This window comes from Rathayibacter sp. PhB127 (assembly GCF_003751665.1).
Lineage (GTDB): Bacteria > Actinomycetota > Actinomycetes > Actinomycetales > Microbacteriaceae > Rathayibacter > Rathayibacter festucae.
The window spans coordinates 706,401-726,822 of sequence record NZ_RKHW01000002.1 but is presented as its reverse complement, the minus strand read 5'-3'; the positions used below and the strand labels follow the sequence as shown (position 1 = coordinate 726,822).

Here is a 20,422-nt window from a genome sequence, read left to right as displayed (position 1 = left end):
GAGCACCATGGACCAGAGCACGCACGCCCACACCGTGCAGAACCGACTCGTCATCGTGGTCCGCGCGGATCCGGTGATCTGCGGGCACTCGGTCGAGGCCCGCAACCTCGCCGAGACCGCCCTGGAGCGCGGCTTCGACGAGGTGCGGATCGTCACCTGGCCGATCGAGCGGCTCCAGGCCGCCGGCCTCCCGCTCAAGCCGCTCGACGCCGTCCTCCCCTACAGCGACGGCATCATCGTCGAGCGCCCGGAACCGGTCGGCGACTACAAGGTGCCGGACGGCCGCTTCCTCGCCGGCATGGTCGGCCGCCTGGTGGAGCTGTTCACCGACGGCGTGCCCACCGTCTGCCTCTCCCTCTACCTCAGCCCGCACACCCTCGCGGTGGCGGACGCCCTGCGCGCCGCCTGGAGCACCGGACTCCCGGTCGACGTCACGACGATCGCCGAGGCGGTCGGCTCCGACGTCACGAACGTCGTCCGCCGGGCGGTGGAGGAGGGCCGCCTCGGCGCCGCCGCGCACATCTTTGCCTCGTACCTCTCGCAGGACCACTGCGTCGCCGTCTCCGAGTACACCCGCGACCTGATCGTCGAGGAGGCCGAGCGGATCGACGCGGTGCACGGCACCCGCTTCGCCGAGCAGTGCCGCGCGCGCATCGAGATCTCCTACCCGGCGATCGACTCCGACGCCTACACCGGGCTCGACCCGGCCGTCGTCGACGAGGTGGTGCGCGCCCGCGGGCTCCGCACCGACGGCTACGTGCTCTTCCTCTCCCGGCTGACGGAGGCGAAGGGCGTCGAGGACCTCATCGCCGGCTACGAGCGCAGCGCCGTGCACACGGATCGGGAGCTGGTCATCGCCGGCCGCGGACCGCAGGAGGCGGAGCTGCGCCGCCTGGCGGCCGCGTCGCCGCTGGCGCACCGCATCCGCTTCCTCGACGACGTCGGCGACGCGGAGAAGCCCTTCCTGATGGCCGGCTGCTCGGCGTTCGTGCTGCCGAGCAAGCCGCGCCCCGAGTTCGTCGAGACCTTCGGCATCGCGCTCGCCGAGAAGATGCTCGCGGGCGGCGGACCCGTCATCACGACCCTGACCGGCGGCATCGGCGAGGCGGTCGGCGAGCACGCGTTCATCACCCCGGTCGACGCTCCGGACACGATCGCCGCGCTGCTCGACCACGTCGTCCTCGAGCTGACCGCGGAGGACCGGGCGCAGCGGGCCGTCGCGGCGCGCGAATACGCCCTGCAGTTCGACCGCCGCCGAGTGTTCGACCGGATGTTCGCCCGCCTCGGGCGCCCGGTGCAGGCGGGACGGGCCGCCTAGGCGCCGCCCTCGGCCGCGACAGCCAGGCGGTAGCGGACGAAGCGGAGGGTGAAGCTGTGCCGGTCGCCGACGCCGAGGCGCTCCGCCAGCACGCGGATGCCGAGCACGGCGACGACGCGCCACCACTCGAGCTCGTCGGAGACGACGGCGGTGAACTCGTCGCCGGGCCGGACGTCATCGGGATCCGTGCCGGGGGCCCCGGCGCTGGAGCGCGGGGCGGTGGTCGTGTCGATCATGGCGCCGACTCCTGTCGGCAGGCCTCGCGGGAGCGCTTCGGGTGCGCCGCGCACCCGGATGCCGGGCCCACGAGAGGGGGAGCTCGCTACCCGGCATCCGGTCATGCGCGCGGTCACGGGGTCGAGCCCGCCGGAACGAACCCGGACCGCACTCGAAGTGTAGGCCTGCGCCCTGGGCGTGGCGCGGAATGTCAAGCGCTTGCAAGGCAGTTCGGAGAGTCCGACAGATATCGGCGAAGTCGATGCCGGCCGGTCCTTCAGAGGCGACCGGCGCCAGGCGGCGAGCGTCAGGCGGCGCGCGTCAGGCGGCGTGCGCCAGGCGGCGTGCGCCAGGCGGTGTGCGCTAGGCGGCCGGCTCCGCGCGGCGCAGCGGCACCGCGGTCGCGCCGACGGGCTCGGGGACGATGCGCAGACCGGCGCCGCTGTTGGCGCGCTCCATCAGGGCCTCGATCCACTCGGGGTTGATCGTGGGCTGGCGGCTGCCCTTGAAGTCGAACTGCAGCGGGATGGTCGGGTGCATCCAGACGCCGCGGCGGCCGGTCCCGGCGTTCGGGCTGGCGTCGAGGGTGAGCAGGAAGCGCTCGTCCCGGCGGAACTTGTTGATGATGACGATCTGCAGGTGGGCCAGAGTCCGGTCGTCGACCTCGATGGCCGCCGGAGGAGTGCCGTACATGATGCTGCCCATGGTCTTCTCCCGTTCGCACGAAGACAGGAGCCTGTCCCTGTCGCTAGAAAGACTGTCTACTAGTTTGACTAACGATGTCAAGCCGGGCCGGATGAACGGACGGTGACGCCCGGAGCGCCCGAGTACCGACGCCGAGGACGCGTGTTCCGCACAGAACGCGGAGGGCGCGGCCGGGCCGAGCGGCTCAGGCGCGGCGTCGCTCGACTGTGAGCTCGTGGTCTGCGTCGTCCTCGAGGACGTCGCCCTGCTCGCCGGGAATCTCGACGATCTCGCGGACGGTCTGCAGGAAGCGGACCACCGCGCTGGCCTCCTCGGGAGAGAGCTGCTCGGCGGCGGCCAGCATCCGCTGGTTCATGTCGTCGAGCGTCTCGCGCACCTCGCGGTGGGAGGTGGGGGTGGCGACGATCCGGATCGCGCGCCGGTCGCTCGGGTGCGGCTGGCGGAGGACGTGACCGCTCTTGACCAGGCGATCGATGAGCACGGTGGTGGAGGCGGAGGAGATGCCGAGATAGGCGGCGAGGTCCTTCGGGCTGACGTGCTGGCCGCCCTGCTGCCGGCGCATGAGGAACTGAACCGCGAGCAGATCGTTCTCGCCCATGCCCATCGATCCGCGGGTGCGTCGGCGCATCGCGCTCTCGGCCGTGCGGAAGGCCCGCATCGCGCCGAGGACCTCGGCGGCCCCGGGCGCGCTCGGGACGGCCGGGTGCCGGAGGGCAGCCGGTCGAGTCAGCGCGACCTCGTCCATGCACCACAGCTTAGACAGTCATGTAGCAAGAAGATCTAGTCATGTGCAACCCCGTCCTGGTGCTTGTCCTCGGCGACCCCAGACGGTACGAATGGACAAGCTAGTTAGACGAGCTAGCGAAATCAGGAGGACGGAGGACGGCATGCTCGACACCGCACCGGTCCTCCCGCTCTCGGATCCCCTCCTCGGCACGACTCTGGCCGACCGCTACCTCCTCCTCGAGCGCATCGGCGAGGGCGGCAGCGCGACGGTCTTCCGGGCGCGCGATCTCCGCCTGGCGCGCTCCGTCGCCGTGAAGGTCTACCGCGAGGTCGCCGACACTCCGAACGAGCGGTCGCGGCGCGAGCGCGAGGTGCGCCTGCTGATCGACTCCCGCCACTCCTCGATCGTCGAGATCCTCGACCAGGGCGAGATCGCGACGGAGGAGGGCGCGCTCGCCTTCCTCGTCCTCGAGTACTTCGACCCGGCCGACCCCGCCGCCGGCTGGTTCGCCTCGGGCGACGAGGAGCTGCTCGCCGGGGTCGGCGCTCAGCTCGCCGACGCTCTGGCGCACCTGCACGCGCGGGACGTCCTGCACCGGGACGTGAAGCCCGAGAACGTCCTGGTCCGCACGCGGTCCGTCGTCGCCGCCGGTGCTGGGCACGAGGCGAAGCTCAGCGACTTCGGCATCGCCCGGGCCGTCGACGACGCGCGGCTCACCCGCTCGGACGTCCTGGTCGGGACTGCGGCGTACCTCAGCCCCGAGAGCCTCGGCTCCGGGACGGTCGGCCCGGCGTCCGACGTCTACTCCCTCGGCCTGGTGCTGCTCGAGGCGGTCTCCGGGCGTCGCGCCTACACCGGCACCACCCTGGAGATCTCGCTGCAGCGGATGCACCACGCCCCTGTCGTCCCCGACTCGGTGCCCGAGCGCTGGCGCGGGCTGCTGACCGAGATGACCCGCCTCGACCCCGCCGCCCGCCCGAGCGCCGACGAGGTCGCGCGCCGACTGTGGTCCGGACTGCGCGACGAGCCGCGGGCCACACCGCTGCGCAGCGGCGTGCACGGGGCGATCGCGGCGCTCTCGGCGGTCGCGGTCGGCGTCGCCTCGACGCTCGCGCTGCTCGGCCGTTTCGGCTGACCTGTCGCGCCGGCAGCGCTTCCTCGGTCGACGCGCCGCCTCGGCCGGCCCGTCGACGGCGAGGCCTGGTCCCCGCGGTGCCGCGCCGTCCAGGTGGTGGGCAGGAGTGCTGTCGTAGTCTCCCGGTGACCGTCGACCCGCTGACCGTCGACCGACGCCGACCGTCCGCTGCACCGCCGCGGACCCGAACGGAGCCGATCCCATGAGCCCGCGCCGCCTCTTCCGCATCCTGTCGATCCTCGAGGCGGTGACCTGGACGCTCCTGCTCGTCGGCATGCTGCTCAAGTACGCCGTCGGAGTCGGCGACTGGCCCGTGAGCGTGGCCGGCCCGATCCACGGCTTCGCGTTCCTCGCCTACGGGGCGGCCGCACTCGTCCTCGCGGTGAACCAGCGCTGGACCGTGGGAGCGACCCTGCTCGCGCTGGCCAGCGCCGTCGTGCCGTACACGACCATCCCGCTGGAGCGCGGCTTCGAGCGGCGGGGGCTCCTCGAGGGGGACTGGCGCCGTGAGGCGGGCGCCGACCCGCGCGACCGGAGGCTCCCGAGCCGGCTGCTGCGCTGGGCGCTCGGCCGCCCGGTCCTCGCGGCCGCCCTGGTGCTGGCCGCTGTCGCCGCGATCTTCGCCGTGCTGCTCGTCGTCGGCCCGCCGGGCGGCGGCGAGGCCTGACGCGCCTGATCGGGTCACCCGCGGAGCGGTCGCATCGAGATCCCGCGTGAGCACTCCGGCGCGGCGGTTCTCGATACGCCCTTCGGGCTACTCGACCAGCATGTGCGGACGTGCGCCGGCATGCTTGCGCGCTGTTCATGCTGATCGAGTAGCCCGCGGAGCGGGCGTATCGAGATCCCCCACCGTCAGAACGGTGCGGGTACATCGGCGAAGCGGGGCCCCGGTGGCGGCTCGGGTGGTCGGCCGGGGAGCGGCGGTGGCCGGTTGCTGATCCGCCGGCCGGTCGGGCTCGTCCAGACGATCGTCCTGTCGTCGCTTGTGACGTACGTCCACTGGTCCCCGTGCCGGATGTGGTGGTGGGACGTGCAGAGCGAGACGAGGTTCTCGAGCGAGGTCTCACCGCCGTTGCGCCATTCGAGGGTGTGGTCGGCCTCGCTTGTGCTGGCGGGCCGTGTGCAGCCGGCGAAGCGGCAGGTCTGGTCCCGCAGCTGGAGGTGCAGGCGCATCTGCGGCGGCGGGACACGGTAGGTGCGGCCCACGGAGACGACGGCGCCGGTCTCCGGATCGGTCAGGACCCGGGTGAAGGAGGCGGCCGTGCGGATCAGCTCGCGGGCGATCGGTGCGGGGACCGGGCCGTAGCCGTCGAGGTCCGCGGGAGCGTCGTCCAGGCCCACGGCCGTCGACGCGGCGAGGGTCAGCCGGACCTCGGCTCGCACTCCTGGGACGAACGTCGGGTCCGGCCGATGATGAGGGTCCGGTGTCGTGCCGGCGATGTCGCCGTCGCAGAGGAGATCGACGGCCGCGTCGGCGCTGAGCTGCTGGAGAGTACGGGGGCCGCCGTCGTCGCGGAGGGTGCGGGCGATGCGCCGCAGCCGGTCGTACGCGCCGGTCACCGCCGGCGCGGGACCGTGGACGCAGAGCGTCGCCATGCCGTCGACGTCCGGGGTGACCCACACCGCGCGGTCTTCGCGGGCACGCGCGTGCCGCTCGGCGAGGGGCTGCTCGTGGAGTTCCTCGCGCCAGCGGCCGAGGGCTCGGCGCAGCTGCGTGGTCGTCATCGTGAGCGCGGCGTCGGCGGCGCGCTCGTCGAGTGCCGCGCGGGAAGCTACAGGAAGGCTGCTCGCGGTCTTGCAGATCGCCTCGCCCATCTCCCAGAGGATCCGGCCGTCGCGGAGCAGCGCACGGGTGAGGGGCAGGTGCTCCATCAGCAGCTGCGCGGTCTCGAGGCGTCGGGAGACGTCCCGCTCGGACACGCCGAACGCCACCGCCAGCTCGGCACGAATGGAGCGCTCGACGAGGTCGCGGGTCTCGCTGCGCGTCGCGCCGCGGGCGAAGGATTCCGGGACGGTGAGCGCGACGCGGTAGCCCCGGTGCATCCGTTCCGCCGCCGTGAGGCGCGTCGGGGACGCGGCGCGCTCGGTGGCCGCGGCGTCGGTGAAGCAGTCGCGCACCTCCGCGAGTGCTGCCGCATTCTCATCTTCTGACATACGCGTATTGAAGCAGGGACCACCGACAGCCGGGTCGGAACCATGGGCTGACCGGGGACAACACTGTCGGATCGCGTGTGTGGAGGAGGCTCGCTCCCGGATGTCTCGGTGATGGTGGGTCTCGATACGCCGCCGAAGGCGGCTACCCGACCAGCATGCCCGGCCGCCCTGCGGGCTACTCGACCAGCATGACCGGCCGCCCTGCGGGCTACTCGACCAGCATGCCCGGCTGCCCTGCGGGGTGCTCGGCCGGCATGGGCACTCTCTTGCTGGTCGAGTAGCGCGCGCAGCGCGCGTATCGAGACCCGCTTGCGTCAGAAGGACGGGTCTGCAGACCGGCCTCGCTGATGACGGTGGGTCTCGATACGCCCTGCGGGCGGCTCGATCAGCAGGGGATGCGGCGCGGCGTCAGGACGTGCGGGTCGCGGCGTCGATCAGGATCTCGGCGGCGCGGCGGGCGTGCAGGGCGGGCTCGGGGGTGCCCGAGATGGCGGCGGTGGTCTGCGCACCCTCGGCCAGGAGGGCGAGCTGCGCGGCCAGCTCGGCGCCGCCGCCGACCTCCTCGGTCAGCACGGCGAGGAACCGCTGGAAGGTGTCCTTGTGCTCCCGGGCCAGCTGGGCGACCGCCGGGTTGGACGAGCCGAACTCGCCGAAGGCGTTGATGAAGCTGCAGCCGCGGAAGGAGTCCTCGGAGAACCAGTCGAAGAGGAAGTCGTAGATCGCCAGGAGCTTCGGCCGGGCGCCGGTCGCGGCGGCGACCCGGCTGCGCACGCCGAGGGTCCACTGCTCGTGGCGGGCCTGCAGCACGGCCAGCACGAGCGACTCCTTGCTCGGGAACTCCGAGTAGAGGCGCTTGAGCGAGACGCCGGCGGCGGTGCGCAGCGCGTCCATCCCGACCGACTGGATCCCGCGCTCGTAGTAGAGGCGGTCGGCGGCCGCGAGGATCGCCTCGCGGGGAGGCGTTGCTTCGAGGGTCGGCGGCGTCATCCCTCCATCGTAGGCGCAGAGGGAACGCGCGTTCTCGGATGTCCGACATCCATCGGCCTCGGCCCCGGCCGCCTCGGCCGCGGGCCCCGGCCGGTGTCGGAGGCTGCTGCTAGCGTCGGGCGCGCCCGGACCCCTCCTGATCGTCGCCGGCGATCGGGGCCCGCGCGAGAGGCGGTCCCCGTGGTTCTGGCGATGCAGGCGGACGAGTTCGGCGGGCCCGAGGCCCTCCACGCGGTGACGGTCGAGCCCGGCGAGCCCGGTCCCGGCCGGGTGCGCATCCGCGTGCGCGCCGCGGGCGTCAATCCGGCGGACGCGAAGCTCCTCCGCGGTCTCTTCGGCCGCGGGCGCACCCCCGTCCGACCCGGCAGCGAGGTCGCCGGAGTGGTCACCGCGGTGGGGGAGGACGCGGCCGGGCCCCTCGGCGCCGTCGCGGTCGGCGACGAGGTGGTCGCCTTCCGGGTCTCCGGCGGCTACTCCGAGGAGCTGGTGGTGCCGGCCGCCTCGGTCCTGCCGAAGCCGCCGGGCCTCGCCTGGGAGCAGGCGGCCGGGCTCCTGCTCACCGGCACGACCGCGGTGCACCTGCTCGAGGCGACGCACGTCTCCGCCGGTGACACCGTCCTGATCCACGGGGCGAGCGGCGCCGTCGGCAGCCTCCTCGTCCAGCTCGTGCGCGAGCGCGGCGCGCGTGCCGTCGGCACGTCCAGTGAGCGGGGCGCCGCGATCGTCGAGCGCTTCGGCGGCGAGTCCGTGCGCTACGGGGAGGGGCTGGTGGAGCGGGTGCGCGCGCTGGCGCCCGAGGGCGTCGACGTCGCGCTCGACACGGCCGGCACCGACGAGGCGCTCGACGCCTCCGTCGCGCTCGTCGCCGACCGCTCCCGGATCGCCACCGTCGCCGGCTTCGAGCGCGGCGCGGCGCTCGGCGTCCTGCTGCTGGGCGGCGGCGAAGGCGCCGATCCCGGCACGGCCCTCCGCGACGCCGCCCGGGCGCCGCTGCTCGAGCGGGCCGGCCGGGGTGAGCTCGAGGTGGTGCTCGGCCGCTCCTTCCCGCTCGCCTCTGCCGTGGAGGCGCTCGCGCTGGTGGAGTCGGGCCGCGCCGGCGGCAAGGTGGTGCTCCTCCCCTGAACGCCGTCGACCCCAGCGCCGCAGACTCCCGACCCGTGGACCCGCGCCCCGTCGACCTCGTCGCGAACGGCCCCTTCGACGTCGTCGGCGCCGCGAACCTCCTCCTGCACCACTCGCTGCCCGGCGTCGAGCGGGTCTCCGACGACGGTCGGCGGCTCGAGCGCCTCGTCACCGTCGGGTCGCGGGCGGTGCCGCTCGCGCTCGAGCTGACCTCGTCCGGCGTCCGCGTCACGACGACCGACCCCGCCGTCCTCCCGCTGGTCCGCGCCTGGTTCGACCTCGACTCCGACGTCGAGGCGATCGGCGCCGCCCTCGCCCGCGATCCGCTGCTGGCCCCGATGGTCGCCGCCCGGCCGAGCCTGCGGGCGACGCAGTACCCCGAGCCGTTCGAGGCCGCGGTGATGGCGGTGCTCGGCCAGCAGGTGTCGGTGGCGGCGGCGAGGACCTTCGGCGGGCGCGTCGTCACCGCCCTCGGACGCGAGGGCGAGCGGGGACTCCGCTCGTTCCCGACGCCCGAGGACCTCCTCGCCGGACCGATCGAGGAGCTGCGCGCCGCGATCGGCGTGACGCGGGCCCGCGCGGCGACCGTCCGCGCCGTCGCCGCGGCCTTCGCCGACGGTCTGGTGCTCGATCGCGCGGGCGACCTGCCGGAGCAGCGCCGGCTCCTGCTCGCGATCCCCGGCATCGGCCCGTGGACCGCCGACTACCTCGGCCTCCGGCTGCTCGGCGACCCGGACGCGTTCCCCGCGGGCGACCTGGTCCTGCGCCGCGCGCTCGGCGGCATCAGCACGGCGGCGGCCGACGCGGCCTCGCAGGCGTGGCGTCCGCACCGCGCCCATGCGGCGTTCCACCTCTGGGCGTCGACGGGCGCCGTGTGAGGCCTCCGAACCCGTGCCGTCCGAACCCGTGCCGTCCGAGCCTGTGCGGTCCGAGCCCCTGCGGCCGGCCCGGGCGCGTCCCGCCTAGCCCGAGGAGGCGCGCACGACGAGGGTGCCCTCGAGGAGGGTCGAGCCGGTCACGCCGCCGACCAGGCGGTCGAGGGCGGCCTCGGCCAGCGCCTCGAGCGGCTGCCGCAGCGAGGTGAGCGGCGGTGCGCTGTACTCGCCCTCCCAGGTGCCGTCGAAGCTCGCGACCGCGATGTCGTCCGGCACCCGGAGCTCCGCGTCACGGACCGCGCGGAGCACGCCGATCCCGATCAGGTCGGAGGCGGCGAAGACGGCGTCGGGCCGAGGCGACAGCCCGGCCAGGACCCGGCCGGCGGCCCAGCCGCCCTCGCGGGAGTAGTCGCTGCGGAGTGCGGGACCCGGCTCCCGCCCGGCGTCGAGGCACGCCGACTCCCAGCCGCGCCGACGGGCCTCGGACCGGCCGCGGTCGTCCCGCTCGACGTCGCCGACGAAGGCGATGCGGCGCCGCCCCGTCTCGAGGAGGTGGCGGGTCACCGCCGCCGCGCCGGCCTCCAGGTCGACGCCGACGCCGTTCGCCCCCGACTCGTCGCTGCTGTTGAGCTGCAGCCAGGGCACGCCGAAGGCGTCGATCGACGTCCGGTCGACGGGGCCGCCCGCGAGGAGGAGCACCCCGGCGATCTGCCGCGCGGTCAGATCGCGGAGTCGGGCGTGCAGGGCGTCGACGTCCGGGATCGAGGTGACCACGAGCAGATCGAGTCCTCGGGCGCGCGCCGCGTCCTCGACGGCGCTGGCCAGCTCGGTGAAGAGCGGATTGGTGAACACCCGCCGGCTGCCGACCGGGGCGAGCAGCGCGATGGTCCGCGAGGTCCCGGTCCGGAGGGCGGCCGCCGTGGCGTTCGGCCGGTAGCCGAGCTCGGCGATCGCCGCCCGCACCCGCGCCGCGGTCGCCTCGGCGACGGGCGCGGTCCCGGTGAGCGTGTACGTCACGACGGCGTCGCTGACGCCGGCCAGGCGGGCGACGTCGCGCCGAGTGACCCGTCGCGAGGTGTTCATCGCAGCGAACCTACCGCGCCCGCGCTGACAGCGCCCGCCCCGCCCGCGCCCGTCCGAAGGGAGTCACCCGCCTCAGCTCGCGGGCGGCCGCACGCTCCCGACCCGGGTCACCTCGTAGAGCACCCCGCGCTCCGGGTGCAGGAGCGGCGGGACGAGTCCCGCTCGGCCGAGCAGGGCGCCGGACAGCTCGAACGCCCCGCCGTCCTGCGGCCACCAGATCGCGTCACGGACCGCGGCGTCCCGCGCGCCGATGACGACGGGGGCGACCCGGTACACCGACTCCGGATCGAGGCCGGGCAGGCGGACCCGCCCGGGGGAGACGACGCCGGCGCGCGCGAGCGAGACGTACGCGTAGACGGCGGCCGAGCGGTCGGGAGCGACGACGCCGTGCACCGCGATCGTCTCGTCCGGGTGGTCCAGGCGGACGAGGTCGCCGCCGTGCAGCAGGGGCCGGAGCCGCTTGTGCAGGGCGATCCACTGGCGCAGCTCCTCGAGCTCCTCGTCGCCGGCGGAGCGCAGGTCCCACTCGACGCCGAGGTGGCCGAACAGCGCCGTCAGAGCGCGGAAGGACAGGTCGTGCACGCGGCCCGTCGTGTGCGAGGCCCCCGACGCGATGTGGGTCCCCATCAGCTCCGGCGGCAGCAGCTGGCCGGTCCAGCGGTTCATCTGCTGGCGGTCGAGCGGGTCGTTGTTGTCGGAGACCCAGACGCGGTCGGTCCGCTCCAGGATCTCCAGGTCGACCCGCGCTCCGCCCGAGGAGCAGGACTCGATCTCGAGCCCCGGGTGCAGGGCCCGGATCTCGTCCATCAGCCGGTAGACCGCGAGCGTCTGGCGGTGCACGCCCGGCGCGCCGTCGGGGCGCCGGCCCGCGTCGGTGAGGTCGCGGTTGTGGTCCCACTTGATGTAGGCGATGTCGTACTCGTCGAGGATCGCGAGGATCGCGTCGCGGAGGTGGGCGAAGCAGTCCGGATCGCCCAGGTCGAGGACCTGCTGCCAGCGCGACTCGGGCGGCATCCGGTCGCCGGTCGAGAGGATCCACTCGGGGTGCGCCCGGGCGAGGTCGGAGTCCGGGTTGACCATCTCGGGCTCGAACCAGAGCCCGAACTGCAGGCCGAGGGAGCGCACGTGGTCGACCAGGGGGTGCAGTCCGTCCGGCCAGACGTCGCTCGAGACGGTCCAGTCGCCCAGGCCGGAGTGGTCGTCCCGGCGGCTCCCGAACCAGCCGTCGTCGAGCACGAAGCGCTCGATCCCGAGGTCCGCGGCGCGGTCGGCCAGCTCGACGAGCGCGTCGAGGTCGTGGTCGAAGTAGACGGCTTCCCACACGTTGATCGTGACGGGCCGCGCCGAGTGCGGGTGGCCCGGCCGGGCGCGGAGCTGCCGGTGGAAGCGCCGCGCGACCTCGTCGAGTCCGTCGCCGTAGACGGCGTGGATCCACGGTCCGGTGTAGGTCTCGCCGTGGGCGAGCCGGACCTCGCCGGGCAGCAGCAGCTCGCCGCCGCCGAGGGTCTGCACGCCGGTGTGCACGCGCTCGACCTGGTGGACGTGGTTGCCGGACCACGCGGTGTGCACGCCCCAGACCTCGCCGCGGGCGAAGCCGAAGCCGGGCTCGCCGACGCTGAGCAGGGTGGCGGCGTCCGCCCCCGTCCGCCCGTGCCGGCCCTCGCGGCGGTGCGCGCCGATGGTGACGGTCGAGCGCTGCGGCACGCGCTCCTTGCCCCAGCGGCCGGCGAAGTCGAGGATCTCGCTCGCCGAGGGCGGGGTGGGCAGGCTGAGCAGCAGCTCGTCGACCTGGTAGCCGTCCTCGCCGAGGTTGGTGAGCGCCGCCCGCATCCGCAGCACGCCGGAGGGGTCGAGGACGATCACGATCTCGAGGCCGAGCGCGGCGACGTCGTCCTGGGCGCGGACCACGAGCGTGCCCGCGCCGGCGTCCGCGATCTCGCCGGCCGCAAGGGCGGCGCCGTCGAGCTCGAGGCTCGTGGTGCGGAAGGCCGGCGACCAGGCGGCCCCCGCGCGGGATCCGCTGAGGCCGGACCGACCGGTCCAGCCCGTGGAGTGCTCGAGGAGCACCGCGAGACGGATCGGCTCGTCGATGTCGTTCGGGCCGACCGGGGCGACGCCCGAGAGCACCAGCGCGTCGAACGCCGCCCGATCGAGCGGCCCGCAGTCCGCCCCCCAGTGCGCGACCGACGGGAGCCGGGAGTCGCTGAGGTCCAGCACGAGGGCGACTCCAGCGCTGCGGAGGACGACTCCGGTCGAGGAGGTGGCGAGTGTCACGGTGATTCTTCCTGTTCTGCCCGGCTCAGGGCTGTTCTGCCCGGCTCAGGGCGCGGACGGTGTGCAGCCGCAGGACTCCCGGAGGAGCAGCTCCCCGCGGAACAGCGTGTGGTGCGCCTTGTCGGGCGTGAAGTCGATGATGGTGTCGATCGCAGCGCGGGCCATCTCGCGGACCGGCTGCTTGAAGGAGGTGAGCCGCGGAACGCTGAAGGCGGACTCCGCGGTGCCGTCGTAGGAGACGATGCGGAGGTCCTCCGGGACCCGGAGCCCGAGGTCGGCCGCGCCGCGGAGGACGCCGATGCCGAGGAGGTCCGAGCCGGCGAAGACGGCGTCGGGCCGGTTCGGGGTGTCCAGGAGCATCCGCGCCGCCTCGATCCCGCCCTCCCGCGTCCAGGTCGTGGTGACCACCGGACCGGGCTCGAGGCCGATCTCCTCGATCGCCTCGGCCCAGCCCAGCACGCGCGGGTCGGTGGTCTGCTGCGAGCTCGCGCCGATGACGAGTCCGACGGAGCGGCAGCCGTGCACCTCGGCGAGGTGCTGCACCACGGTCCGCGCGCTGTGGCGGATGTCGACCCCGACGCTGGCGGCGCCGTCCGCGGGATGGAAGGCGTCGATCCACATCACGGGGACGGGGAGCGAGTCGAGGGAGGAGCGGTCGCTGGCGTGGCGGACGCTCGAGAGCATCACGCCGTCGACCCCGCGCTGCGAGATCTCGTCGAGCAGCCGCACCTCCGTCTCCAGGCTCTCGTGCGAGTTCGCGATGAGCAGCGCGTAGCCGCGCTCCGTCGCGGCGATCTCGAGCTGCAGGGCGTACTCGGAGAAGAAGGGGTTGCTCACGTCGGCGACGATGAGCGCGAGGGTGTGCGTCCGGCCGGTGCGCAGGGCGCGAGCGGTGGAGTTCGGCCGGTAGCCGAGCTCCTCCATCGCCGTCCGCACGCGCTTCGCCGTCTCGGGAGTGACGTGCTTCGCCCCCGTCATCACGTAGCTGACGACGGCCGAGCTCACCTGCGCCCGCTCCGCGACGTCGTTGCGGGTCGGGCGCTTGCGGGGGGTGGTGATGTCCGGCACGGGGTCTCCTCGAGTAAGCGACGATCGGCGGAGAGGGGGACACGATCGCCCCCTCTCCGCCAGTCTGGCCGAAGCGCTACTGGAACAGCGCGTTCACCTGGTCGTTCGCCGACGACAGGGAGGACGGGTCGGCCTGGCCCTCGAACACCGCGTCGACCGCCGGCTGCATGATGCCGTTGATCTTCGCCGCGTTGTCGGAGATCGGGAAGAGGAACGTGGTCCCCTCGTCGACCTGGCCGGTGAAGGCCGTCACGTCGATCCCGCGCTCCGCGAAGGCGGCCTGGGCCGCGTCCGAGCCGGAGGGGATGGCCGGGAAGACGACGCCGGCCGCGCCGATGACGTCCTGGCAGTCGGCGGAGGCCATGTACTCGACCCACTTGGCCGAGGCGGCCTTGTTGTCCGAGCCGGACCAGATGGAGTCGGCCAGGCCGTTGAACATCGTGGCGCGCTTGCCGTCGGGGCCGGTCGGGGTCGGCGCGGTGCCGACCTGGATGTCCTTGAGGCCGTAGAAGGAGTTGATGTTCCACGAGCCGTTGGTGATCATCGCGTACTTGCCGGCGCCGAAGGTCTGCGTCGAGTCGCTGCCGGTGACGGCCGCGAGGGAGGGCATGTAGCCCTCGTCGATGATCTTCGCCATCCAGCCGATGGTCGCCTGGAAGCGCTCGTCGTCGTAGTTGTACTTCGTGCCCCAGGGGTTCTTGTCGGTGTAGCTCCAGCCGGTGGTGCCGGCGTACATCGACCACTGGGTCTGGCCGTTGCCGCCGCCGGACTGGCCGTCGAGGCCCAGGCCGTAGACGGCGACGCGGGTCTTGTCGAAGCCGGGCTCGTCGCCGCGGACGCCGTTGACGTCGACGGTGAGGTGCGCGATGGCCTTCTCGTAGCTGCCGCCGTCGTCGGGGTTCCAGTCCAGGCCGGCGATCTGGTCGGCGGTGTAGCCGCCGTCCTCGACGAGAGCCTGGTTGTAGAAGATCGCGGTGGTGTCCCAGTCCTTGGGCAGTCCGTAGCGCTCGCCGTCCTCGCCGACCCAGAGGTCCGCGAGGCCCTTCTGGTACTGCGAGACGTCGACGCCGTCCTTCTCGACGACGCCGTCGAGCGAGACGACCTGGCCGTTGTTCACGAAGTCCGCGAACTTCGAGAGGTGGTCGGTGAACACGTCGGGGGCCGTGCCGGCGACGAAGCCGTTGGTGAGCTTGGTCCAGTAGTCGTCCCAGGAGTACTGCGAGATGGTGACGCTCACGTCCGGGTTGGCGGTGTGGAAGTCGTCGGCGCACTGCTGGTAGGCGGCCTTCTGGTTGTTGTCCCAGAGCCAGTAGTCGATGGTGCCGGAGGCGGAGCTGGTGTCGATGTCGGCGCTGTCGCCGCCGCCGCTCGCGGCGCCGCCGGAGCCGCCGACGCAGCCGGTGAGTCCGAGGGTGAGGACGGTGGTGCCGGCCAGGACGGCGGCGGATCGTCGGAGGATGCGGGTCATGGTGCTGGTTCCTGTCTGCTGCTTCATTGCACGGGAGGGAAGGGAGGGGGAGGGGGAGGGGGAGAGGGAGAGGGAAGGAAGAGGGGACGGGGAGGAGGAAGAGGAGGAGTAGGAGGGCGGGGAAGGGGAGGGGGAAGGGGAAGGGGAAGGCGAAGGCACAGGGGGAGTCACTTGACGCCCGAGAAGCCGATGGAGTCGACGATGCGACGGCCGAAGGCGAGGAAGAGGAGGAGGACGGGGATGGCGGCGACGACGGTCGCGGCCATCAGTCCGGCCCAGTCCGGGCTGCCGCCCGGGGTCTGCGAGCGGAAGACGCCCAGGGCCACGGTGAGCACGCGGCTGTCCTCGGTGTTGCCGGCGAGCAGCGGCCAGAAGTAGTCGTTCCAGGTGTTGATGTAGGTGAGGATGCCCAGCGTCGCGAGCGGCGCCGTGCTCATCGGCACGATGAGGCGGAAGAAGATCCGCAGCTTGCCCGCTCCGTCCAGCTCGGCCGCCTCCTCGATCTCGCGGCTGATGCCGAGGAAGAACTGGCGGAGGAAGAACACCGCGAAGGGGGTCATCAGCAGCGTCGGCAGCGAGAGCCCGATGAAGGAGTTGAGGAGCCCCAGATCGCGCATCAGGACGAAGTTGGGCAGGGCGGTGAAGATCGGCGGGACCATCAGCGCGGTGAGGAAGAGGAAGAAGACGGCGTCGCGGCCGGGCCAGCGCAGTCGTGCGAAGGCGTAGGCGGCGAGGGAGCAGAAGAGCAGCTGGCCGAGGGTGACCAGGGTCGCGTAGGCGACCGAGTTGCGCAGGTAGAGCCAGAAGTTCACCGAGGCGCCGGACCCGCCCTCGGCGAGGGCCTGCTCCTGGGTGGAGAAGCCCAGGACGCGGGCGAAGGCGCCCCAGGTGAAGTCGACGGGCAGCAGTGAGGTCGTGTCGCTGGCGAGGGCGTTCCCGGTCGAGAACGCGGTGCGCACCATCCAGAAGAAGGGGAAGAGGGTGACGACGAGGGCGAGGATCAGCGCGATCCAGGCGACGACGCGGCCGAGGGAGGGCCGGCGGGCGGGCCGGGTGCGCCGGGGAGCGGGCGCGGGGGACGCGGCGGCGGCGGGATCGAGGGCGACGGGAGCTGCAGTGGTCATCGGCGTTCCTTACGCGAGGTCGGACTGGTCGGCGCGCAGCAGCCGGAGCTGGATCAGCGCGACGCCGGCGAGGATGACGAGGAGGACGACCGAGATCGCACTGGCGTAGCCGAAGTCGTTCTCGCCGAAGCCGACCTGGTAGATGTAGTACTGCATGACCCTCGTGGCGTTGACCGGGCCGCCCCGGGTGGTGACGGCGACCGTGTCGAAGACCTGGAACGAGCCGGTCACGGTGACCACGAGGACCAGCGCGAGCACCGGCCGCAGCAGCGGCAGGGTGATCTTCCAGAACGACCGCCACTCGCTCGAGCCGTCGATCGCGGCCGCCTCGTAGACGTAGCTCGGGATGAGCTGCAGGCCGGCGAAGACCAGCAGCGCGGTGTAGCCCATGTGCCGCCAGACGTTGACCAGCGCGATCGTCGGGATCGCCCAGTTCGAGTCGGCGAAGAACGGGATGCGGGTGAGCCCGAGGTTCTCGATGACGCTGTTGACGAGGCCGAGCTGGTAGTCGAGCAGGAGGAACCAGATCATCGCCGCGATGACGTTCGAGATCAGGAAGGGCAGCAGGATCGCCCCGCGGATCACCACGGACTGGGTGAGGCGGTGCATCAGGACCGCGAGGCCGACCGCGACGACCGTCTGGACGACGATGTTGATCAGGACGTACTCGAGCGTGACGCCGACCGAGTTCCAGAACAGCGGGTCCGTCGCCAGGCGCACGTAGTTGTCGAACCCGATGTACGACGGCGCGCTCATCAGGTTGTAGTCCGTGAGGCTCAGGTAGATGCCGCGGATCGTCGGGACGACGTAGAAGGCTCCGAAGCCGACGGCGGCCGGGAGGATGAAGGCGAGCGCGACGAGCAGCTCGGAGCGGCGCGCCCGGCGCCGGCCGAGCGACATCGTCGGGCGGATCCGGACCGCGCCGGTGCCCTGGCGGGTGCGCCCCTCGCGGAGAGCCGTCATCGTGCGCACCCGGTCCGTCGCGCGTTCGACCGTCGTGAAAGCAGCAAGAGATGACTCCTTCGTCATAGTCCGAGCAGGTGAGGTGGCGCCCGTTCCGCGGTGCGGAGGGAGCGTGCTGCGAAGGAAGCTACACGAGTAACCGGGAGGAATTCAACTGTTGAAAGAATGTACTTACATAACTACAGTCATGCTCGGCTCCGAGCAGTGCTGCCGGGTCGGAGAGAGAGCATCATGACGATTCCGCCCGTGGATCCCGCACGCATCGCCGTGCAGATCGACCCCGACGGCGCCTTCGCCGACGTCCGAGGCTCGGGCGTCCGCGTCCACCTCGTCGAGACCGGCTCCGGCGGTCTGCGCGTCGAGGTCGGAGCCGTCGCCGCCGTCTCTCGGGTGCGGCTGCGCTGGGCCGCGGCAACCCCCGAGGACTGCCTGGTGCTCGGGGACGCGTGGGAGCGCTCCTACGGCGAGCTCGAGTGGCGCGGCGTCCGCGCCGAGCGGATCCTGCCCTGGACGGCCCTCGTGCACCACCCGCGCACGGGCACGACCGACGGCTGGGGCGTCGAGGTGGGCGGCGCCTCGTTCGCCTTCTGGCAGGTCGACCGACGGGGAGTCACGCTGACCCTCGACCTGCGCAGCGGCGGCGCGGCGGTCGTCCCCGGCGACCGCGTGCTCACCGCGGCGATCGTGCACGTCGTCTCCGGGAGGGAGGGCGCGTTCGCCGTCCAGCGGTCGCTGCTCCGCCGGCTCTGCCCCCAGCCGCTCACGACGGGCGGGCCCCTGGTCGGCGCGAACAACTGGTACTACGCCTACGGGCGCGACTTCGGCCTCGCCGCCGTCGTCCGCGACGCGCGCACCATCGCGGACCTCATCGGCGACCACGCGGTGCGCCCGTTCGGAGTCGTCGACGACGGCTGGAGCTCCGCCGGGACGGCCGACGGCCTCGCGGCCTCACCGGGTCCCTGGCGGGCGGGTCGCCCGGACCGCTTCCCCGACATGGCCGAGGCGGCGGAGGCCGTCCGCGCCGAGGGCGTGCGGCCGGGGGTCTGGTTCCGGCCGCTCCTGACGCGCGAGGAGCCGATCGAGGGAGTGCGGGCCGGGCGGGACGGGGCGCTCGCCCTCGACCCCAGCTCGCCCGCCGTGCTCGAGCTCGTCGCGGAGGACACGGCCCGGCTCAGCGCCTGGGGCTTCGAGCTGATCAAGCACGACTTCTCGACCTACGACCTCCTCGGCTCGTGGGGACCGGACTTCGGCGCGGCGCCGGGCTCCGGGCCCGCGCTGCACGACCCCTCCGTCACCACGGCCGAGGCGCTCGTGCGCTTCTACGCGACGGTGCGCGCGGCGGCCGGCGAGGCGCTCGTGCTCGGCTGCAACATCGTCGGGCACCTCGCCGCCGGGCTCGTGCACGCCCAGCGGGTCGGCGACGACACCTCCGGCCTGCACTGGGACCGCACCCGCCGCGTCGGCGTCAACGCGCTGGCGTTCCGCCTCGCGCAGCACGACGCGTTCTTCACCCTCGACGCGGACTGCGTGCCCAGCACGACCGCCACCGACTGGGCGCTGAACCGCCGGTTCCTCGACCTCATCGCCCGCAGCGGGACCGCGCTCTTCGTCTCCGTCGATCCCGCGACGCGGACCGACGCCGTCGACGCCGACCTCGCGCAGGCGCTGCGGCTGGCGCTGGACGGCGGCACGCCCGGGGGAGTCGCTCCGCTGGACTGGCTGCACTCGCCGACGCCGTCCCGGTGGTCCGCGGGCGACGACGTCCTCGAGTACGACTGGGTCGGCCCGGACGGTGCCGACGCCTTCGAGCCGTTCCTCGCCGGGAGTCCGGACCCGGCACTCTGAGCGGGGGCGGGCGCGGCGCCCGCCCCCCGCTCCGTGCGTCAGACCCGTGCCGACGCCGGGAGCGGCTCGCCGACCGCGACCGGGGCGTCGCCGTGGTCGGGGATGGGCAGTCGGGCCCCGTTCTGCCGGGCGGACTCCATCGCGACGAGCCCGGGCAGGGTGTACCGAGCGGCGACCCAGGCGTTCACGGTCGGCAGCGTGCCGGTCGAGACGGCGCGGACGAAGTCGTCCACCAGGAAGTGGTGCGAGCCCTCGTGCCCGTTCGGCGCGCCCTCCAGCTCACCGGGGAGGCGTGCGGCCTCCTCCTCGTGCACCGGTGCGTGGCCGCTGACGAAGGCGGCGCGCAGGGCGGGCGAGACGTTCTCGAGGCGCGGGTCGTCGTCCGCCATCGTCGCGGTCGTGGCGAGCTGCTCGGTCACGTCCTCGACGCCCTTGCCGGTCTGCCAGACGCTCGTCTGCACGAGCTGCTCGAAGACGCCGGTGGTGCCGAAGAAGCGGAAGCGGCTCTCGCAGAGGAAGGACGGGTAGCCGACCCGGCGGAACTCGTTGATGCGCATGGAGCCGCCGCCGTCGAGCTCGAACAGCGCCGTCATGTTCGAGAAGTCGTTGCCGAACATGCTCACGTCGGTGTCGAAGACCCCGTCGTCGAGGTGGTCGCGCATGCCCGTGCAGCTCACGCTGGTCGCGTGCATCGGCACGGCCCCCAGCACGCCGCCGATCGAGTGGGTCGGGTACCACATCGGCGGGTAGCTGGCGGTCGACTTCCAGTCGTCGCCGCCGCTGTAGCGGTAGGCGTCGTAGAACCCGTGGTCCATGTCGTGGAGGTAGTCGCCCTCGAGGTAGAAGACCCGGCCGAAGGCGCCCTCCTCGTGCTTGCGCCGTGCGAAGACCGTGGCCGGGTTGTACTGGCTGGTCTCGCCCATCATGTAGGTCAGGCCGGTCGCCGAGACCAGCTCGATGATCTCCGCGATCTCGTCGGCGTCGCTCGCCATCGGGACGGCGGAGTAGACGTGCTTGCCCGCGCGGAGCGCCCGAGCGACCAGGGGTCCGTGGGTCCAGCGCTGCGTGAACAGGGCGACGGCGTCGACCGCCGGATCGGCGAGCATCGCCTCGAAGCTCTCGTGCGTCCCGGCCAGTCCCTCCGACTCGACGAGCGTCTCCGCGCGGCCGTCGAGGACGTCGGTCACGGTGATCGCGCCGACTCCGGGGTGGCGGTGGAAGAGATCGGCGAAGTGGCGGCTGAACTGGCCGGCGCCGACGATTCCGAGGGTGAAGGTCATGATTTCTCCTTAGAGCCGACGACGAACGGTGGCGCGGCGGACCCAGTTCAGCACGCGGGTTTACTCGTGTCAATAACG

The 20,422-nt window shown here is 73.0% G+C and carries 18 protein-coding genes; 6 read left to right on the top strand and 12 right to left on the bottom strand.

The genetic code is table 11. The features are described 5' to 3' along the window. The first annotated feature begins 7 nt into the window (after positions 1 to 7). Positions 8 to 1,318 (top strand): glycosyltransferase family 4 protein, encoded by a 1,311-nt coding sequence (locus tag EDF22_RS13705; protein ID WP_123705409.1) that lies wholly within the window; start codon positions 8 to 10, stop codon positions 1,316 to 1,318. Here EDF22_RS13705 and EDF22_RS13700 read toward each other — a convergent pair. From EDF22_RS13700 to EDF22_RS13690, 3 genes are all read right to left on the bottom strand, one after another. Beyond that, positions 1,315 to 1,554 carry a hypothetical protein gene (locus EDF22_RS13700; protein ID WP_123705408.1) on the bottom strand — a complete coding sequence of 80 codons (240 nt, stop codon included), beginning with the start codon at positions 1,552 to 1,554 and terminating at the stop codon, positions 1,315 to 1,317. The genes EDF22_RS13705 and EDF22_RS13700 overlap by 4 nt on opposite strands. A gap of 343 nt (positions 1,555 to 1,897) precedes the next feature. After that, the gene (locus EDF22_RS13695) at positions 1,898 to 2,239 is read right to left on the bottom strand and encodes an ATP-dependent DNA ligase (protein ID WP_123705407.1); all 342 of its coding nucleotides are present in this window, start codon (positions 2,237 to 2,239) and stop codon (positions 1,898 to 1,900) included. A 184-nt stretch (positions 2,240 to 2,423) separates the two neighbouring features. Continuing rightward, positions 2,424 to 2,984 carry a MarR family winged helix-turn-helix transcriptional regulator gene (locus tag EDF22_RS13690; RefSeq protein WP_123705406.1) on the bottom strand — a complete coding sequence of 187 codons (561 nt, stop codon included), beginning with the start codon at positions 2,982 to 2,984 and terminating at the stop codon, positions 2,424 to 2,426. Positions 2,985 to 3,126: 142 nt separating this feature from the next. Here EDF22_RS13690 and EDF22_RS13685 point away from each other — a divergent pair, with 142 nt between their 5' ends. Both EDF22_RS13685 and EDF22_RS13680 read left to right on the top strand, forming a co-directional pair. Beyond that, positions 3,127 to 4,101 (top strand): serine/threonine-protein kinase, encoded by a 975-nt coding sequence (locus EDF22_RS13685; protein WP_185038929.1) that lies wholly within the window; start codon positions 3,127 to 3,129, stop codon positions 4,099 to 4,101. Between the two features lie 202 nt (positions 4,102 to 4,303). Next, positions 4,304 to 4,768, top strand: coding sequence for a DUF3817 domain-containing protein (locus EDF22_RS13680; protein WP_123705405.1), 465 nt, complete (start codon positions 4,304 to 4,306; stop codon positions 4,766 to 4,768). Between the two features lie 185 nt (positions 4,769 to 4,953). On the opposite strand, the gene EDF22_RS13675 is transcribed toward EDF22_RS13680, so the two are convergent. After that, on the bottom strand, positions 4,954 to 6,255 hold the full coding sequence (locus tag EDF22_RS13675; RefSeq protein ID WP_123705404.1) for an HNH endonuclease signature motif containing protein: 1,302 nt from the start codon (positions 6,253 to 6,255) through the stop codon (positions 4,954 to 4,956). Positions 6,256 to 6,663: 408 nt separating this feature from the next. Then, on the bottom strand, positions 6,664 to 7,242 hold the full coding sequence (locus tag EDF22_RS13670) for a TetR/AcrR family transcriptional regulator (RefSeq protein WP_123705403.1): 579 nt from the start codon (positions 7,240 to 7,242) through the stop codon (positions 6,664 to 6,666). A 180-nt stretch (positions 7,243 to 7,422) separates the two neighbouring features. Between EDF22_RS13670 and EDF22_RS13665 the strand changes: the two genes are divergently transcribed. Together EDF22_RS13665 and EDF22_RS13660 are read left to right on the top strand one after the other, a co-directional pair. Then, a complete protein-coding gene (locus tag EDF22_RS13665) occupies positions 7,423 to 8,364 on the top strand; it encodes an NADP-dependent oxidoreductase (RefSeq protein WP_260303456.1) in 942 nt (313 codons plus the stop codon). A gap of 35 nt (positions 8,365 to 8,399) precedes the next feature. Then, positions 8,400 to 9,242 (top strand): DNA-3-methyladenine glycosylase, encoded by an 843-nt coding sequence (locus tag EDF22_RS13660; protein WP_123705402.1) that lies wholly within the window; start codon positions 8,400 to 8,402, stop codon positions 9,240 to 9,242. 84 nt (positions 9,243 to 9,326) lie between these two features. Here the strand turns inward: EDF22_RS13660 and EDF22_RS13655 are convergent, their stop codons facing one another. The 6 genes from EDF22_RS13655 to EDF22_RS13625 form a co-directional block, all read right to left on the bottom strand. Beyond that, positions 9,327 to 10,322 (bottom strand): LacI family DNA-binding transcriptional regulator, encoded by a 996-nt coding sequence (locus tag EDF22_RS13655; RefSeq protein WP_123705401.1) that lies wholly within the window; start codon positions 10,320 to 10,322, stop codon positions 9,327 to 9,329. A 72-nt stretch (positions 10,323 to 10,394) separates the two neighbouring features. Further along, complete coding sequence (locus EDF22_RS13650) at positions 10,395 to 12,596, bottom strand: alpha-galactosidase (RefSeq protein ID WP_123705400.1); 2,202 nt, start codon at positions 12,594 to 12,596, stop codon at positions 10,395 to 10,397. 45 nt (positions 12,597 to 12,641) lie between these two features. Beyond that, positions 12,642 to 13,664, bottom strand: a complete 1,023-nt coding sequence (locus EDF22_RS13645) for a LacI family DNA-binding transcriptional regulator (protein WP_123705399.1) — start codon at positions 13,662 to 13,664, stop codon at positions 12,642 to 12,644. 76 nt (positions 13,665 to 13,740) lie between these two features. Then, positions 13,741 to 15,132, bottom strand: a complete 1,392-nt coding sequence (locus tag EDF22_RS13640; RefSeq protein WP_123705398.1) for a sugar ABC transporter substrate-binding protein — start codon at positions 15,130 to 15,132, stop codon at positions 13,741 to 13,743. 167 nt (positions 15,133 to 15,299) lie between these two features. Beyond that, positions 15,300 to 16,256 (bottom strand): carbohydrate ABC transporter permease, encoded by a 957-nt coding sequence (locus EDF22_RS13630; protein WP_123705397.1) that lies wholly within the window; start codon positions 16,254 to 16,256, stop codon positions 15,300 to 15,302. A gap of 9 nt (positions 16,257 to 16,265) precedes the next feature. Next, complete coding sequence (locus tag EDF22_RS13625) at positions 16,266 to 17,156, bottom strand: carbohydrate ABC transporter permease (RefSeq protein ID WP_123705625.1); 891 nt, start codon at positions 17,154 to 17,156, stop codon at positions 16,266 to 16,268. A gap of 309 nt (positions 17,157 to 17,465) precedes the next feature. On the opposite strand from EDF22_RS13625, the gene EDF22_RS13620 reads away from it, so the two are divergent. Continuing rightward, positions 17,466 to 19,064 (top strand): hypothetical protein, encoded by a 1,599-nt coding sequence (locus tag EDF22_RS13620; RefSeq protein WP_221180928.1) that lies wholly within the window; start codon positions 17,466 to 17,468, stop codon positions 19,062 to 19,064. Positions 19,065 to 19,102: 38 nt separating this feature from the next. On the opposite strand, the gene EDF22_RS13615 is transcribed toward EDF22_RS13620, so the two are convergent. After that, complete coding sequence (locus EDF22_RS13615) at positions 19,103 to 20,344, bottom strand: Gfo/Idh/MocA family protein (protein ID WP_123705396.1); 1,242 nt, start codon at positions 20,342 to 20,344, stop codon at positions 19,103 to 19,105. Positions 20,345 to 20,422 lie beyond the last annotated feature (78 nt).